Here is a 16,015-nt window from a genome sequence, read left to right as displayed (position 1 = left end):
AGACTTCGAAGGGCTCCGATGTCTGGGAATTAGGCGCGGAACGCACCGCCGGCCCGATCGCTGAAGACTAGCGGCCGGCAGGCCTACTCATCTGTCGGCCCAACGGAAAGGACATGGGACCGCCTCGCCGTACGCTCAGAGCGCGGTTGCGCTGACTACGACCGCCCTCAGCGCAACTTTGGTAATCGTGCGAGCTCAGGCTGGTGCCCGCTCCAAGCCGGTTTGTTCAAGCAGCCTTGGACTTGGCCACGTGGCTTGAGATCGCATCCATCAAGGGCGGCGACAGGCAATCATACGGCTCCAGTCCGAGTTCCTTCAGCCGGGCTCTGATGCCGTCCATCTCGCTCGGTTGGACGCCGGACTCCAGCACGGACGACACGAACGCCGCAAACCCCGGAGCTGCCCACCCGCCTTCCTGGAACAGCTCGGGATGGATGAAGTCGAGGCCGTAGAACGGATGCCCCGTGTTCTCGATCCGGCCGTACATATGCGTCCCGCAAGCCTGGCAAGCGTAACGCTGAATCGCCGCCGCCGAGTCGACGATCTGCAGCTTGTCGCCGTTCTCGATGACTTTCACATTGTCGCGCGGGACCACGGCGACAACAGAGAAGATCGCCCCCGCGGGCTTCCAGCATTTGGTGCAGCCGCAGGCGTGGTTGTGGGCCACGTCGCCCTTGATGGCAACCTTGACCGGCCTGTCCGCGCATTTGCAGACCAGGGTGCCACCGGCGAAATTGCCCGTCCCCTGCTTTACGCCGCTGTCAATCGATGGGTGAATATGAACAGTCATAGGCCTATCCTCCTTGTGTTTGAAGTTCCCCGATTCAGAACACGACAACCGAACGGATCGACTTGCCTTCGTGCATGAGGTCGAATCCCTTGTTGATCTCCTCCAACTTGAGGACGTGGGTGATCATCGGATCGATCTCGATCTTTCCGTTCATGTACCAGTCGACGATTTTCGGCACATCCGTGCGGCCGCGCGCGCCGCCAAACGCCGTGCCCTTCCAGACGCGGCCGGTCACGAGTTGGAACGGCCGGGTGGCGATTTCCTTGCCGGCCTCAGCGACCCCGATAATGACCGAGACGCCCCAGCCGCGGTGGCACGCTTCAAGCGCCTGTCGCATCACGCCGGTGTTTCCGGTGCAGTCGAAGGTGTAGTCGGCGCCGCCGTCGGTGAGCCCAACCAGATGCTGGACGATATCGCTGACCTTGGTCGGGTTGACGAAATGGGTCATGCCGAAACGGCGGCCCCAATCCTCCTTGGAATCGTTGACGTCGACGCCGACGATCTTGTCGGCGCCCACCATCTTCGCACCCTGGATGACGTTGAGCCCGATGCCGCCGAGACCGAACACGACGACGTTGGCGCCCGGGGTCACCTTGGCGGTATTGACCACGGCGCCAACGCCCGTCGTCACCCCGCAACCGATGTAACAGCTCTTGTCGAAGGGCGCGTCCTCGCGAATTTTTGCCACCGCGATTTCCGGCAGCACGGTAAAGTTCGAAAATGTCGAGCAGCCCATGTAGTGAAAGATCGGCTTGCCCTGATAGCTGAAGCGCGAGGTGCCGTCCGGCATCACGCCCTTGCCCTGCGTCGCGCGAATGGCCGTACAAAGATTGGTCTTGCCACTCAGGCAGCTTTTGCACTGGCGACATTCCGGCGTGTAGAGCGGAATCACATGATCGCCGGCCTTGACCGACGTCACGCCCGGCCCGACTTCGCGGACAACGCCTGCACCCTCATGACCGAGAATCGAAGGAAAGATTCCCTCGCTGTCGAATCCGTCGAGCGTGTAGGCGTCGGTGTGGCAGATTCCTGTGGCCTTGATTTCGACGAGGACCTCGCCGGCCTTCGGGCCTTCCAGGTCGACCTCGACAATTTCAAGCGGCTTCTTGGCTTCGAATGCAACAGCAGCGCGGGTCTTCATCGTAAACTCCACCTTAGCTCTTCAAATCGCCGCACGGATGTACCAAGACTGCACCTCGCATGTTCGGCATGATCATTTGCTTCCCATGCAGGACTTTTCTGTCTCGGTGTACGCCTCGGGTTTGTCTTCCTTCTTCGCAGGGCGGACGCGCCCGACGGCGTCATGGGCGCGGGCACGCAGATACACATAAAGATCGTCCATGTAGCAGGCGACATTCGGATTATCGCCGAGGGCCGGCATGACGGAGTTACCGTTCTTGCGGCCGCTCGCGACGACTCCGACGAAGTCGCCGTAGCTCATCGTCTTCAGCGACTCCTGCAATGCCGGCGCATAGGTCGACCCCATCGCGTCAGGACCATGGCAGACGTGGCATTCGGAATGATAGCGACGGTATCCGGAATAGGTGTACCAATCGACCGTGCCGTCGGCCCCGACTTTGTACGTCGGATTTCCTTCCTTATCGAAATACTTGCCGTCCTCAGACTTAATCGCGGCAGCATCATCCGCAGCGAAGGCAACTGTTCCCGGCGCCACGAACGTGAGAGTGGCCGCAATCAACCAAATTTTACGCAAGAGCTCATCCTTGATCTTCGATGCAGACGAGCCGGCGCGTGGAGCGAGCCACGCGCCGGACGAGGTGGTCCTGTTTTACTGCGGCAGCGCGAACACGGTGAGCGTGCCGCCTAGCGCGGTATAGTTGCTCAGCGCGGCATAGCCGCCGACGGCACCAAGACCCGCAGTCGGATCAGTCAGACCTGCAGCAAGGCCTATACCCGCCCAGCCGCCGACGCCGGACAACACGGCCACATACTGCCTGCCGCCCTGCTCATAGGTCGTGACGTTGCCGATGATGCCGGACGGAGTCTTGAACTTGTACAGCTCCTTACCCGTCTTGGCGTCGACCGCCTTCAGGTAGCCTTCGAGCGTTCCGTAGAACACCACACCACCAGCGGTCGCTAGCGCACCCGACCAGACCGAGAACGGCTCCTTGTTCGACCACAGGATCTTGCCGGTCTTGTTGTCCCAAGCGATGAAGTTGCCCATGTGGGTTTCGCCGGGAGGCGGATACATCGAGAGCGTCGCGCCCACATAGGGCTGACCCGCCGTGTAGCTCACCTTGAACGGCTCATAGTCCATGCAGACGTGGTTGGTCGGCACGTAGAACATCTGCGTATCGGGCGAGTAAGCCGCCGGTTGCTGATCCTTGGTACCGAGCGCCGCCGGGCAGATACCCTTGACGTTTACGTCCTCACCAGCCTTGTCCGTCGAGTACTGGTCGACCACCTTCGGTCGGCCGTAGGTAGGCGAGTTCTTGTTCATGTCGACGCCGGTGGTCCAGTTGACCTTCGGGTCGTACTTCTCGGCCACCAGCAGTTCGCCGCTTTCGCGATCCATCGTATAGGCGAGCCCGTTGCGGTCGAAATGGGTCAGCAGCTTGCGAGGCTGGCCATTGAACGGCTGATCGGTAAGGATCATTTCGTTGACGCCGTCATAGTCCCATTCGTCGTGAGGCGTCATCTGATAGACCCACTTGGCCATTCCGTCATCGGCATTACGCGCGAAGATGGTCATCGACCATTTGTTGTCGCCGGGACGCTGTTTCGGATTCCAGGTCGAGGGATTTCCCGAACCGTAGTAGACGAGGTTCAGGCTGGGATCATAGGACATCCAGCCCCATGTGCAGCCGCCACCAATCTTCCACTGGTCGCCCTGCCAGGTCTTGAGGCTCGAGTCCTTGCCGACTGGCTTGCCGAGCTCGGTGGTCTTCACGGGATCAACCTTGATCATATCGTCCGGCCCCTCCGAGTAGGCGCGCCAGACCTGCTTGCCGCTCTTGAGGTCGTAAGCCGTAACGTGGCAATGCACGCCGAACTCGCCTCCCGAGATACCGATTAGAACCTTGTCCTTGACGACCAGCGGCGAAGAAGTGCCCGTCTCACCCTTGGCGGGGTCGCCGTTCTTTGTGGTCCACTCCACCTTGCCGGTCTTGGCATCGAGGGCGACCAGCGTGGTGTCGGCCTGGTGCAGCAAGATCTTGCCGTCGCCATAGGCTACGCCGCGGTTCACCGTGTCGCAGCACATCACCGGAATCACGTTCGGATCCTGCTTCGGCTCGTACTTCCAGACGATCTTGTTATCCTGCGAAAGGTCAAGAGCATAGACCTTGTTGGGGAACGGCGTATGGACGTACATCATGTTGCCGATGATGAGCGGCCCGCCTTCATGGCCGCGCAGCACGCCGGTCGAGAAGGTCCATGCGACCTGCAGCTTGCCGGCATTGGACGCGTTGATCTGGTTAAGCTTCGAGTAGCGTGTATTGGCGTAGTCGCCGGCCGGCTGCACCCAATCCTTTGGGTTCTGCGACATCTTGATCAGTTCTTCGTTGGCGTATGCGACGCCGACAACGAATGTCGCCATAGCGCCAAGACAGGCTGCGGATAGCACCTTGCGCATAGTGGTTTCCTCCAAGATACGGGTTTTGGGTTTCCGCCGAAACGGCCCATTCTTCCATTATTGGTCCCTATTCCTATCCCGTCCGGAAATGGGAAACTTGCCCAAGAGCGAAGCGCGTTTGCTCAATAGCGAACCCAATTAATTTTTTTAAATTTCGCCCTGGCGCGCGGTTTCGGCTCTGCCGTGATGCTGCGAAGCGTCATGCCGTGGGCGTGTTCCCCCGGTCTTTCCTGCGCGACTCTCGGTCTAGGTTTCCCTTGACGCCGCCGAAACTAAGTTGGAGGATTGTCAAAGGGATATTGGGAAGAATCTGCGCGACTTCCCTCACGACTGCCTAAATTGGGTCCAAATGTCGCAACCATTTGACCGACGCCTCGGCGAAGGTTGCAGCCTGTTCTCAAATCGGTGGCTGGGCAATGTCTGACACAGTCCGTTCACTCAGCACTTCCGGGTTGGCACCAAAGAAGCAGATCCAAACTTGGTCAGATGCACTGACCGATCTATGTGGCCAGTTTGACGTCGATCCGCTGGAAGGTTCCTCGCTGGAGGGGCGGATAAATTACACGACCGTCTCGCAGCTCAAACTCTGTCAGATCGAGGCCAGCCAGCATCGTATCGCGCACACGGTCTCGGGCACAAAGCTGAGCGAACATCCCTACGTCAAGATACTGTTCCAAACCTACGGCATCTCGCATTTCGAACAGAACGGCCGTCGCATCGACATCATGCCTGGCGATTGTCTTGCCTATGACGTCTCCTGTCCGCACACGATCGTCAGCCCCTCGCTGACGCGGCACGAGGTCGTGATCGTCCCCAAGGAGCTGCTTCACGAACGCGGCTTCCGCACGGCGAAGATGTTGCCTTGCAAGCTCTCCGCGCGCAACGGCACTGGCCGCATCGCCTACGACTTCGTGCACACCGCGTTTGATGAAGCAAAGAGACTGTCGCCGCACAACGCCATCGGCGTCGCCGATTCGCTCATCGATCTCTTGCTGTTGCCGCTGCGAGAGGCCGACACGATGTTCGACCGCGTCGGTCCCGAAGCGATGTACATTCGCGCGCAGGCCTTCATCCGGGAACATTTGCGCGACCCGGATCTTTGCATCGACCAGATCTCGGCAGCATTGGGCTGCACCAAGCGCTATCTGCACATGCTGTTCAGCGACAAGGGCATGACCGTCAGCGATTACATCTGGCGGGCGAGACTGCTGCACTGCCGACAGGAGCTGGAGACCCAGAACGGAAAGACGATCACGGATGTCGCATTTTCGTGGGGCTTTTCGAGTTCGTCGCACTTCAGCCGCGTGTTCCGGAAGCATTTTGGCTTCGTTCCGTCCGCGATCCACAAGGCGCACTGCGTCGATCCGGCGACGGATGCTTCCTGACGAGAACGTCCCGGTGGCGCGGCAAGCTGAACGCTCTGCCGCGAATCATCGCTGAGCCGCCTTTACGCCTCCCGTTCTCTAGAAAGTTGCCTTCAGGCCCGCGTAAAAGACGCGCGGCCGCGCCGGGCTCACCGTGCGAGGGTCGGTGAAATCCACGCCGCCGTTGGTGAAATTCGGTACGTCTCCGGTCTCGAAGAACGTCCCGTAAGTCGCATAGCGATTATCCAGGATATTGTCGATGCGGCCGTAGATCTGAAACGTCTTGTTGATCTGATACGAGGCGTGCAGGTTGAAAACCGAATAGCCTGGCAATCTCGCCGCCTGATTGGATTCATCGCCGACAAAATACTGGCTGCCGACGAACAACGCATCGCCCCCGACCTTGAAGGCGTCGGTGACCCAGTAGTCGATGCCAACCTTGACCCGGTTGCGAGGTATCGCCGGAATTCGATTGCCCGGCAGGACCTGGACTACACCGTCAACGGCGAACGGGCTATTGGAGCCGATCTGCAGGGCGTCGAGAAAGCGCGCATCTACGAGGGCATAGCTGGCATAAAGTTGCAGCGTCTTCGACGTCAGATTGACCTGAGCCTCAATGCCCTGGCGCCGCGTCCTGCCCACGTTCTGGAAATAGCCAAACCCCTGAAACTCCGGACTGGGAATCGCCAGAATGTCATCGGCATTCGTCGCGCGGAACGCGCCGACCTTCCACCCGAGCGTTCCGATATTCAGCTCCTTGGTACCGCGCAGACCGGCCTCAACAGTGCGGGATACAACCTGCTTCAGCGGCGGGTCCGCGATCAGGAAGGCCGCGATGAGACAGGGGCGCGCGGGGTCGGCGCATGCGAGTTCCAGCGGCGTCGGTGCGCGATTGGCTTCGGAATAGCCGGCATAGGCCGTCAGTTCCGGCGTAATCTTGTAGGTGCCGCCGATCATCGGATTGAAGCGGCTGAAGGTATGATTGCCGTTGAGCGCGGTGCCGATCTGATCCTGAAGGACGATGTTTGCATAGTTGAACCGGCCGCCGCCCGAGATAGAGAACGCGTCCGTGACGTCGAACGTGTCGAGCGCATAGACGCCGGTGTACCGGTTGGTGGCGCGGAGCGAGACCGGGCCGATGGATACCGGCTCACCGGACGGGCCGAGGAATATGCCGCTGCCGCTGACGACGTAGTTCGAGCCGATCGTGCCCAGTTCCGCGCTGGCTCCGAAGCGGGTGACGCCAGAATCAAAACTGGTGCCAATCATGAACTGATTGTTGTGGCCGAACAGCTGGTCGGTGTTGGTTGCCTGCAGGGTCGCCCCTGTCGTCGTCGAACGGGTTGTGGTCCGATCGATCTGCCCCAGCACTGCAGTGTCGGGGAACAGATTTGCAAGCTGGACGCCGTTAAGGCCCCTTGCCGGCACGTCATCGTCGTTGAAGCAAAGTAGCCCGGGGTCGGCGGCACATCGCTCCGTCTCGGTCGGGTTTCCGTCCACCGTCTTCTGCCGGAAGGCGCGGACGCGCGCCGAGCCTTCGATCGTCCAGGTCGGCGTCACCTCGACCTTTCCGGTCAAATTGGCGTAGGCAACGCGATTGTCCGTGGTCTGCGGTGTCGTATAGGTCGCCCCCCAATACCTCTGCAGCAGTTCGACCGGCACCGCCGCCGCGGCGCCGAAATTGTTCTTGGCAACGCCCACGTTGAGGTGAAATTCACTGCTATCGGTTCGGTAGCCGACGTCCCCGTAAAAACGGCGAATCGCCGACTCCGAAAAATTGCGATAGCCGTTGTCACGCACGCCTTCGAGCGCGGCATAGACGGAAAAATTGTCGATCTGCTTGCCATACTGCGCCGAGCTCTGGATGCGCCCGAACGAGCCGCCCATCGTGTTGATTTCGGCACCTTGATAGCTGAAACCGTCCTTCATCAGTACGTTGACGGCTCCGCCGAGCGCGTTGAGGCCGAATGCCGGGTTATTGGTCACGACGGTGACCGACCTGATTGCGGCTGTCGGAATCAGATCCCAGTTGACGGTGTCGCCGAACGCCTCGTTGATGCGCACCCCGTTCTGGTAAACTGCCAGTCCCTGAGGCGTGCCCGCCACTGGCGATGCAACGAAACCTCGAAACTGTACATCAGGCATAAAGGGATTTCCGGTCGTGTCACTTAGGACGATACCCGGCACCTGTTGCTGTAATGTATCTGCGATGTTCAGCGAGCCCGTGCGCGCAATCTGCCCGGCTCCAACCGCATTGATCGCTGCCGGCACCTTATCGACATCCATTCCCGATCGTGCCGTCGGCGTAGGCGCGGTCGGGTAAATATAGACCCTGCGCACATTTCGGGTGGGTCGAGGTGCGGTACTGCCGCGGGCTGGTCTGGCCGCTGGTCTGGCTGATGTCGTCGGGGCGACTACCTCGATGGCGGGCAACACCTCACTCTCGCCAGATGCGGTTTGGGCCTCGGCACGGTCGATTCCTGGAACCAGGCATAGTGAGATTGCCCCGATCACCAGTACGCGTGCGCCCATGTCCCCACCCCACTACACTCCGGCGAATTGGCGATGCCGGTTCGATGCAGACGATACTAGTGAGAAGACATCGACACGCGCTAGCCGCAAAAGGTCGGGTTCCCTAAATGCCTTCCTTCCCGAAGAGATCGGGAAAATTTCCCGATTCGCCATCCATCAATGGTGCGATCCATGGGGAACGATCGCTTCTACCGTGAGGCCCCCGTTGCCGGAGACGACATTCAGCGTACCGCCCAGCGCCAGTATTCTCTCGCGCATGCCGATCAAGCCGAAACCCAGCTTGTGATCCGGTGCCAAACCGCGGCCGTTGTCGCTGACGCGCACCAAGGCGCAGGCGCGACTTCCGTGCATTCCTGCGGCCTGTTCCACCGTGACGCTGACGGCGGTCGCGTCGGCGTGGCGGAAGGCGTTTGTCAGGGCTTCCTGGACGGTACGATAGATCGTCAAGTCCGCGACTTCTCCGGTCTCGCCCGGCGCGCAGGCAATGTTCGCCTCAATGGCAACGTCGGGACGGGACTCACGCCACAAACGCAAGAGCACGCCGAGCGCCTCGCGAAGTCCAAGCTCTGCAAGTCCAACAGGCCGCAGCTTTTCCAGTATCCTGCGGTTGAATTGCTGGAGCGCGTTGATCTGCTCCATGATGGCGGTGCCATGCTTGCGTAACGCATCCGCGCTCGGCGTGCGCCCGTCTTCCGCTAGCCGCATCAGGGCGCCAGCGTGGGCGCGCAGCGTAAAGAGATAGGGCCCAAACTCATCATGCAGCTCGCGCGCAATCTCCTTGCGTTCCATATCCTGCAGCGAGACCGTGCGTTCGGCGAGCCGCCGCTTGTCTTCGACAGCTTCGCCAAGAGCGCCCGCGAGATGGTTCAGCTTGGCACAGATCGCCGCCAGTTCGGGCGTGCCGCCGGGCTCGACGCGTGATCCATAGTGGCCGGCCTCGATGCTTGCCATGGTCTGCGAAAGCGCCTGCAGCGGCGCCAGCGCGCGGCCAACCACGACTATCGTAACCATAAAGAGCGCGATGGCGAGCGCGGAACTAACCGCTAGCTGGGTAACGATTCCGTCCCAGATTTCGGCCATTTCGTCGTTCGGATGCGAAGTGATCAGGAGCGACTGCGGCTTTCCGTGGATCGTGATTGGTACGCTCACGGTGGTCGTTTCCGGATGCACGAGCGCGATAAACCATGCCGGCGGCGATCGTTCGTCGCCGCCATCGCCCGGGCGCTCGGCCACGGTTGCATCGCCCTGCCGTGTGATACTGACGTGACGGAGCCTGCTGAGGTCGTGGACGATCTGGTTCAGCCGCGCCTCCGGATCGGCCGCCTCATTCAGGCCGGGAACGATCGTCTCCACGAACTCACGCGCCAGCCGGATGACGCTTTGATCTTCCGCCCGGACACGGGGCCCCGCCTCCACCACCAGCCGCGCGATGTTGATGGCCAAGCCAAGCGTGAGACCCAGCGCCAGCAGCAAATTAATCCGCCCACGCAACGATAATTTCTGCCACATGAGGTTTGCCCCAATCGCGTCGCAATCTGTCCCCCGTCGAGAGGACCGTTGACAGTCAAAAAACGGACGATCAGATTGAAGCGTACAGCAATCTCGCGGGCGATGCATGACAAGCCAGCCTGACGCGATGCAGCAAGGGACCGAAGCAGCTATCGAGGATCGATGCAATGCGTGTTCTGATCGTCGACGATCATCCCATCGTTGCTTCGGGCTGTCGCACCGTATTTGCCGACGAACCGGAGGTCGTGCTGCTGGAGGCCGCCGACGCGGAGAGCGGCGAACGCGTATTCGTCACTGAGCGCCCCGACATCTGCGTGATCGATATCAACCTTCCGACCGTCTCGGGGTTCGAACTGGCGCGGCGCATTCTTGCGCGCACTGCGTCGGCACGAATCATCATGTTCAGCATGAACGACGATCCGGTCTTCGCCGCGCGCGCCATTGAAATCGGCGCCAAGGGCTATGTCGCGAAGACGGGCGATCCGCAGGATCTCGTCGAGGCCATCCGTGAGGTCGGCAAAGGCGGCGTCTACCTGCCCTCCGCGATGGCGCGAAGCATTGCATTCGCCGGACCCGCTTTCGCTCGCAGCCCGCTTGCAAAACTCACTTCGCGGGAAATGGAGATCCTGCGCCTGCTCAGCGCGGGCAAGAGTCTTTCCGAGATCGCGTGGCTGGTTCATTCCTCCTACAAAACCGTTGCCAACACCTCGTCGATCATGCGCCAAAAGCTCGGCGTGCGAACTTCCGCCGAACTGGTGCGGCTGGCAATCGAAAGTGGCATTGGCGTAAGCGTGCCGCACGGCGCCGGAGTAGCAAGACCATGAGCATGCAGACGGTTTCACTGAACAAGGCATATGGCGGAACGCAAGGCGTCTACCGGCACGCCAGCCGCGAAACGCGAGCCGACATGACCTTCTCGGTGTATGTGCCCCCGCACGCCGCCGGCACCAGGCCGCCGGTCGTCTGGTATCTCTCGGGCCTGACCTGCACCCACGCCAACGTGACGGAAAAGGGCGAATTCCGCAGCGCCTGCGCCGAACTTGGCCTGATCTTCGTTGCGCCCGACACCAGCCCGCGCGGCGAAGGCGTGCCGGGCGATCCCGCCAATGCCTACGATTTCGGGCTTGGCGCCGGCTTCTATGTCGATGCGACGCAGGAGCCGTTCGCCCGCAATTACCGCATGTGGAGCTATGTCACGGAGGAACTGCCAAAACTGGTTGCCGAAAACTTTCCAGTCGACGCAAGCCGGCAATCCATTCTTGGCCATTCCATGGGCGGCCACGGCGCACTGACGATCGCTTTGCGCCATCCCGGCCGTTACCGCGCTGCCAGTGCCTTTGCGCCGATTGTCGCACCCTCGCAGGTGCCATGGGGTATCAAGGCGCTCGGCGGTTATCTCGGCACCGATCGGCAAGCATGGCGCAAGCACGATGCGGTAGCGCTGATCGAGGACGGCGCCAGATTATCCGATCTGCTGGTCGACTATGGCGATGCCGACCAGTTTCTGACCGAACAGCTCCGCCCGGAGCTGCTGCAAAGCGCATGCGAGAAAGCCAAAATCCCCCTCACCTTGCGCCGACAGCCCGGCTATGACCACAGCTACTACTTTATCTCCACGTTCATGGCCGATCATCTGCGTTGGCACGCCGCGCGCCTGAAGGGCTGAAACGGCGTGATGCCGCCCCAACGGAGAATTGGGTTGCAAGCCAAAACAATTCGGTCATGGTTCAAGCCAAAGGCTTTCCACGCGGCGGCGTGAAAAGGCCTGTCAGGGAGGAACTATGATCCGATGCTTGGTCGCTGCGATCGGCTTGAGCATTGCAGCTACCTCCGTGCTCGCGGCCGCCCCTATCGAGATCGGCGTCGGCTATCTTGGCCGCGCCGGCATCAAGGCGAAATTGTCCCTCGTCGAACTGCCGGCGGAGAACGACGGGCTTGCCGGCGCACGCCTTGCCATCGAGGACAACAACACCACGGGCAAGTTCCTCAATCAGCGCTTCACGCTGGAAGAAGTTCGGCTCAAGGACGATGAGGACGTCGCGAAGGCGGCGGCGGCGCTTGCCGAGCGCACCGGCTTCATCATTGCCGATCTTCCGGCGGACGACCTGCTGAAGGCCGCCAACGCGCTCCGCGAACGTGGGACGTTGCTATTGAACGCCGGAGCAATCGACGATCGCCTGCGCGAGCAGGATTGTCGCGCCAACGTGATCCATGTCGCGCCGACGCGCTCGATGCTTGCGGATGCGCTCGCGCAATATCTGGTGTGGAAGCAATGGAAGCGCTGGTTGCTTGTGGTCGGCTCGCATGATCAGGACAAGCTCTACGCCGACGCACTGCGGCGCGCGGCCACGCGCTTTGGCGCCAAGATCGTTCAGGAGCGAACATTTGAAGATACCGGCGGCGCGCGCCGCACAGACAGCGGCGTCACCCTGATCCAACGGCAAATTCCGGTATTCACCCAGCAAGCACCGACCTATGACATCCTCGTGGCAGCCGACGAAAGCGAGGTGTTCGCGTCCTACCTGCCCTATCGCACCTGGGATCCGCGCCCGGTTGCCGGCTCGGCGGGCCTTGTTCCGACAAGTTGGCACGCCGCGCAAGATCAGTGGGGCGCGATCCAGATTCAGAACCGATTTGCCAAACTGAACTCGCGACACATGAGCGCATTGGACATGCAGGCCTGGACGGCAGCACGCATGGTCGGTGAAGCTGCATCGCGCACGAAGTCCGGCGACCCAAAGGCGGTGTCGGATTTTCTTAGAGGGAAAGACTTTTCCGTTGCTGCGTTCAAAGGCCGGCGGTTGACGCTGCGGGACTGGAATTTGCAGCTTCGCCAGCCGATCCTGCTGGTCGATGGACGCATGGTGGTCTCGGTTTCTCCGCAGGAGGGATTCCTCCACCAGGTCTCCGAGCTCGACACGCTTGGCTTTGATCGACCGGAAACCAAATGCAGGTTGAATTGAAGGAGGATGGATTGCATATGTGGCGTCATTGCCTGCTTTTCGGGGTGGCTGGATGGCTAGCGGCGGCGACGCCCGCATCGGCCTTCATCGCTTATGTATCCAACGAGAAGAGCAACACCGTATCGGTGATCGATACGAACAGTTGGACCGTTACCAAGACCATCAAGGTTGGCCAGCGGCCACGCGGCATCGAATTCACCAGGGACGGCAAATTTGTGTTCGTGGCGGTTGGCGACGACGACAGCATTCAGGTCATCGACGTTGCCAAGCAGGAAGTAGTCGACACCCTGCCCTCCGGCCCGGACCCCGAACTGTTCGCCCTCGATGCTGACGGCAAGATCCTCTACGTCGCCAACGAAAACGACAACACGGTGACCATCATCGATGTGGAGAAGCGCGCCCGTCTCGGCGAAATCCAGGTCGGTGTCGAGCCCGAGGGCATGGCGATCAGCCCGGACGGCAAGATCCTAATCAATACGTCCGAAACGACCAACATGGCGCATTTCATCGACACCACGACGCGCCAGATCGTCGCCAACGTTCTGGTCGATGCGCGCCCGCGCTTCGCCGAGTTCAAGCGTGACAATTCGGAAGTGTGGGTATCGTCGGAGATCGGCGGCACCATTTCGGTTATCGACCCGGTCAAACGGGAGGTGATGAAGAAGATTACATTCGAAATTCCCGGCTTGCGGAGCGAAGCCATCCAGCCGGTCGGCATCGGCATGACCAAGGATGGCAAGACCGCTTTCGTCGCGCTCGGCCCAGCTAATCGCATCGCGGTCGTCGATGCCACCAGCCACAAGGTCACCAAATATCTGCTCGTGGGTCAGCGTGTCTGGCACGTGGCATTCACCCCGGACGAAAAATATCTGATGGTCACCAATGGCGTATCGAACGATGTCTCGGTGATCGACGTTGCCGCGCAGAAGGTCATCAAGACAATTCAAGTCGGCGAACTGCCCTGGGGTATCACGATTGCGCAACCATGACGGCCACTGACGCATTTTCCACCGGTCAGAACATGCGGGACATCTCTTCCCGGCCCGAGGCCGCAGATATGCCTGCATTATCGATCGATGGCGTCAGCCATTCCTATGGCGCCCGACAAGCGCTGATCGACGTCGGCTTCACCGTCGCACCGGCAAGTTTCACGGCGTTGCTTGGCCTCAATGGTGCCGGCAAGAGCACGCTGTTCTCGCTGATCACGCGGCTTTTTGGAATTCAGCGCGGTCATATCGGGATTTTCGGTCACGATATCGCGCAAGCGCCCGGCGAAGCCTTGCGGCTCCTCGGCGTGGTGTTTCAGCCCCGCACGCTCGATCTCGACCTTTCAGTGATGCAGAACCTGCTTTATCACGCCGCTCTGCACGGCATTGCCAGGCGCGACGCCCGCGCGCGCAGCGGCGAGGTGCTGGCCCGTATCGGCCTTGCAGACCGCGCCGGCAGCAAGGTGCGCGACCTCTCCGGCGGCCAGATGCGACGACTGGAAATCGCGCGGGCGCTGCTGCACCGGCCGCGCCTCCTCCTGCTCGACGAGGCGACCGTCGGCCTCGACGTCAAGGCGCGCGCCGACATTCTGAGCCACGTGCGCCAGCTCGTTGCCGAACAGGGAATTAGCGTGTTGTGGGCGACGCATCTGTTCGACGAGATCGGCTCGACTGATGATCTCGTTGTCCTGCATCAAGGCCGGGTATTGGCCCGAGGCAAGGTTGCGCAGGTTATCGCCGACGCCGGCGGTAACGATATCAACACGGCGTTCATGCGGCTGACCGGCTCCGCCGCGCAAAGCGGGAGCCCGACGTCATGACATCGGTCACCATAAGGCAAATCCGGAGCGGCTTCTCGCTCGCCGAATATCTTACCTGCCTGAACGGCATCGTATGGCGCGAGGCGCTTCGCTTCCTGCACCAGCGCGAACGTTTTGTCTCGGCGCTGGTGCGGCCCTTGGTATGGCTCTTCATCTTCGCCGCCGGCTTCCGTCAGGTGCTCGGCCTTTCCATCATCCCGCCCTACGAAACCTACATTCTGTATGAGGTGTATATCGCGCCCGGCCTGATGGCGATGATCCAGCTCTTCAACGGCATGCAGTCCTCGCTCTCGATGGTCTATGACCGCGAGATGGGCAATATGCGGACTTTGCTGGTGAGCCCGCTGCCGCGATGGTTCCTGCTGTCCTGCAAGCTTCTGGCGGGAACCGCGGTCTCGCTGCTCCAGGTCTATGCCTTCCTGTTGATCGCCTGGTTCTGGGATATCGCGCCGCCTTCAACCGGCTATATCACGGTGCTGCCCGCGCTGGTCCTGTCGGGCCTGATGCTCGGCGCGTTGGGCATGCTGATCTCTTCCGGCATCAAGCAGCTCGAGAACTTTGCGGGTGTGATGAACTTTGTCATCTTTCCGATGTTCTTTGCTTCCTCGGCGCTTTATCCGCTGTGGCGCATTCTGGAGAGCAGCCCGATGCTCTACTATGTCTGCCTGTTCAATCCGTTCACGCATGCCGTGGAGCTGATACGTTTTGCGCTGTATGGACAGATGAACTGGATTGCGCTCGCGGTGGTGGGAGGCTGCACGATTACTTTCATGATCGGCGCCATCCTCGCCTACGATCCATCGCGCGGCCTGATCCGCCGCGGGCCGGCCGGAGGCGAGACATGAGGTACCGGACTGCGTTCGCCGTATTTCTTGCCGTCGCGGCCATGAGCGGGTACGGCCATGCCGCCGATCCGCGCTATCCGGACTGGCCGTGCACGCAGGCCAAGGTACCCGAGATATCCGTCGCCGCGGTGTGGGCAGGCCCGCCACTCGACGACGTCGCCGGCAAGTGGAAGGACGATGCCACGGTCAGCGCGCTGGTCGCGAAGCTCGCGGCAAGGCGAACGCCGCTTGAGGAGGCGCAAAAGGCAATCACGGAATATCTGAACAGTTCAGCCGACAAGACCGCAAGCGGGAAACTGCTATTTGCCGGCCTGTTTGAATCCCTCAATGCCCAACGCTCCCAGGTGATGAACGGGCTGGAGCGCGTCACCCGCAAGCAGCGCGAGGCAGCGGATAAGATCCGCAACGACACGCTTGCTTTGCAGGCGCTGCAAAGCGAAACGCCGCCCAACCAGGCGAAGATAGACGAGCTCTCAAATCAGCTTATCTGGCAGACGCGCATCTTCGAAGACCGGCGGAATGTCATCAAATTCGTCTGCGAGGTGCCGACGGCGATCGACCAGCGGCTGTTCGCCCTCGGGCGAACGATTCAGCAGGAGATCGAATAGTC

The 16,015-nt window shown here is 60.9% G+C and carries 14 protein-coding genes; 8 read left to right on the top strand and 6 right to left on the bottom strand.

What is annotated here, in order from left to right; all coding sequences use genetic code 11:
• Positions 1 to 226 precede the first annotated feature (226 nt).
• The 4 genes from gfa to xoxF5 form a co-directional block, all read right to left on the bottom strand.
• Complete coding sequence (gfa, locus tag IVA95_RS03200) at positions 227 to 790, bottom strand: S-(hydroxymethyl)glutathione synthase (protein ID WP_247509176.1); 564 nt, start codon at positions 788 to 790, stop codon at positions 227 to 229.
• A 34-nt stretch (positions 791 to 824) separates the two neighbouring features.
• A complete protein-coding gene (locus tag IVA95_RS03195) occupies positions 825 to 1,931 on the bottom strand; it encodes an S-(hydroxymethyl)glutathione dehydrogenase/class III alcohol dehydrogenase (RefSeq protein ID WP_247509175.1) in 1,107 nt (368 codons plus the stop codon).
• A gap of 72 nt (positions 1,932 to 2,003) precedes the next feature.
• The gene (locus IVA95_RS03190) at positions 2,004 to 2,465 is read right to left on the bottom strand and encodes a c-type cytochrome, methanol metabolism-related (RefSeq protein ID WP_247509189.1); all 462 of its coding nucleotides are present in this window, start codon (positions 2,463 to 2,465) and stop codon (positions 2,004 to 2,006) included.
• 114 nt (positions 2,466 to 2,579) lie between these two features.
• The gene (xoxF5, locus tag IVA95_RS03185) at positions 2,580 to 4,385 is read right to left on the bottom strand and encodes a lanthanide-dependent methanol dehydrogenase XoxF5 (protein ID WP_247509174.1); all 1,806 of its coding nucleotides are present in this window, start codon (positions 4,383 to 4,385) and stop codon (positions 2,580 to 2,582) included.
• Between the two features lie 416 nt (positions 4,386 to 4,801).
• Here xoxF5 and IVA95_RS03180 point away from each other — a divergent pair, with 416 nt between their 5' ends.
• Positions 4,802 to 5,770: a helix-turn-helix domain-containing protein gene (locus IVA95_RS03180; RefSeq protein WP_213252304.1), complete on the top strand. Its 969-nt coding sequence runs from the start codon at positions 4,802 to 4,804 to the stop codon at positions 5,768 to 5,770.
• 78 nt (positions 5,771 to 5,848) lie between these two features.
• On the opposite strand, the gene IVA95_RS03175 is transcribed toward IVA95_RS03180, so the two are convergent.
• Both IVA95_RS03175 and IVA95_RS03170 read right to left on the bottom strand, forming a co-directional pair.
• Positions 5,849 to 8,035 carry a TonB-dependent receptor gene (locus IVA95_RS03175; RefSeq protein WP_247509173.1) on the bottom strand — a complete coding sequence of 729 codons (2,187 nt, stop codon included), beginning with the start codon at positions 8,033 to 8,035 and terminating at the stop codon, positions 5,849 to 5,851.
• Positions 8,036 to 8,437: 402 nt separating this feature from the next.
• The gene (locus IVA95_RS03170) at positions 8,438 to 9,790 is read right to left on the bottom strand and encodes a histidine kinase (RefSeq protein ID WP_247509172.1); all 1,353 of its coding nucleotides are present in this window, start codon (positions 9,788 to 9,790) and stop codon (positions 8,438 to 8,440) included.
• 167 nt (positions 9,791 to 9,957) lie between these two features.
• On the opposite strand from IVA95_RS03170, the gene IVA95_RS03165 reads away from it, so the two are divergent.
• From IVA95_RS03165 to IVA95_RS03135, 7 genes are all read left to right on the top strand, one after another.
• Positions 9,958 to 10,614, top strand: a complete 657-nt coding sequence (locus IVA95_RS03165; RefSeq protein ID WP_247509171.1) for a response regulator transcription factor — start codon at positions 9,958 to 9,960, stop codon at positions 10,612 to 10,614.
• A complete protein-coding gene (gene fghA, locus IVA95_RS03160) occupies positions 10,611 to 11,456 on the top strand; it encodes an S-formylglutathione hydrolase (protein ID WP_247509170.1) in 846 nt (281 codons plus the stop codon). The genes IVA95_RS03165 and fghA overlap by 4 nt, the downstream gene beginning before the upstream one ends.
• A gap of 115 nt (positions 11,457 to 11,571) precedes the next feature.
• A complete protein-coding gene (locus IVA95_RS03155) occupies positions 11,572 to 12,753 on the top strand; it encodes an ABC transporter substrate-binding protein (protein WP_247509169.1) in 1,182 nt (393 codons plus the stop codon).
• The gene (locus IVA95_RS03150) at positions 12,738 to 13,742 is read left to right on the top strand and encodes a YVTN family beta-propeller repeat protein (protein WP_247509168.1); all 1,005 of its coding nucleotides are present in this window, start codon (positions 12,738 to 12,740) and stop codon (positions 13,740 to 13,742) included. The genes IVA95_RS03155 and IVA95_RS03150 overlap by 16 nt, the downstream gene beginning before the upstream one ends.
• Before the next feature lie 68 nt (positions 13,743 to 13,810).
• The gene (locus IVA95_RS03145; protein ID WP_213252399.1) at positions 13,811 to 14,560 is read left to right on the top strand and encodes an ABC transporter ATP-binding protein; all 750 of its coding nucleotides are present in this window, start codon (positions 13,811 to 13,813) and stop codon (positions 14,558 to 14,560) included.
• Positions 14,557 to 15,405, top strand: a complete 849-nt coding sequence (locus IVA95_RS03140) for an ABC transporter permease (protein WP_247509167.1) — start codon at positions 14,557 to 14,559, stop codon at positions 15,403 to 15,405. The genes IVA95_RS03145 and IVA95_RS03140 overlap by 4 nt, the downstream gene beginning before the upstream one ends.
• Positions 15,406 to 15,446: 41 nt before the next feature.
• Positions 15,447 to 16,013 (top strand): hypothetical protein, encoded by a 567-nt coding sequence (locus IVA95_RS03135; RefSeq protein ID WP_247509188.1) that lies wholly within the window; start codon positions 15,447 to 15,449, stop codon positions 16,011 to 16,013.
• The last annotated feature ends 2 nt before the right edge of the window (positions 16,014 to 16,015 follow it).

Source organism: Bradyrhizobium sp. 157, from assembly GCF_023073815.1.
In the GTDB taxonomy this organism is placed as follows: Bacteria; Pseudomonadota; Alphaproteobacteria; order Rhizobiales; family Xanthobacteraceae; genus Bradyrhizobium.
The sequence above is the reverse complement of the archived record's forward strand: the minus strand, read 5'-3'. Positions and strand labels throughout refer to the sequence as shown.

Coding starts and splice junctions, on each gene's coding strand:
- gfa (WP_247509176.1), bottom strand. CDS start 790: ATGACTGTTCATATTCACCCATCGATTGACAGCGGCGTAAAGCAGGGG.
- IVA95_RS03195 (WP_247509175.1), bottom strand. CDS start 1,931: ATGAAGACCCGCGCTGCTGTTGCATTCGAAGCCAAGAAGCCGCTTGAA.
- xoxF5 (WP_247509174.1), bottom strand. CDS start 4,385: ATGCGCAAGGTGCTATCCGCAGCCTGTCTTGGCGCTATGGCGACATTC.
- IVA95_RS03180 (WP_213252304.1), top strand. CDS start 4,802: ATGTCTGACACAGTCCGTTCACTCAGCACTTCCGGGTTGGCACCAAAG.
- IVA95_RS03175 (WP_247509173.1), bottom strand. CDS start 8,035: ATGGATGTCGATAAGGTGCCGGCAGCGATCAATGCGGTTGGAGCCGGG.
- IVA95_RS03170 (WP_247509172.1), bottom strand. CDS start 9,790: ATGTGGCAGAAATTATCGTTGCGTGGGCGGATTAATTTGCTGCTGGCG.
- IVA95_RS03165 (WP_247509171.1), top strand. CDS start 9,958: ATGCGTGTTCTGATCGTCGACGATCATCCCATCGTTGCTTCGGGCTGT.
- fghA (WP_247509170.1), top strand. CDS start 10,611: ATGAGCATGCAGACGGTTTCACTGAACAAGGCATATGGCGGAACGCAA.
- IVA95_RS03155 (WP_247509169.1), top strand. CDS start 11,572: ATGATCCGATGCTTGGTCGCTGCGATCGGCTTGAGCATTGCAGCTACC.
- IVA95_RS03150 (WP_247509168.1), top strand. CDS start 12,738: ATGCAGGTTGAATTGAAGGAGGATGGATTGCATATGTGGCGTCATTGC.
- IVA95_RS03145 (WP_213252399.1), top strand. CDS start 13,811: ATGCCTGCATTATCGATCGATGGCGTCAGCCATTCCTATGGCGCCCGA.
- IVA95_RS03140 (WP_247509167.1), top strand. CDS start 14,557: ATGACATCGGTCACCATAAGGCAAATCCGGAGCGGCTTCTCGCTCGCC.
- IVA95_RS03135 (WP_247509188.1), top strand. CDS start 15,447: ATGAGCGGGTACGGCCATGCCGCCGATCCGCGCTATCCGGACTGGCCG.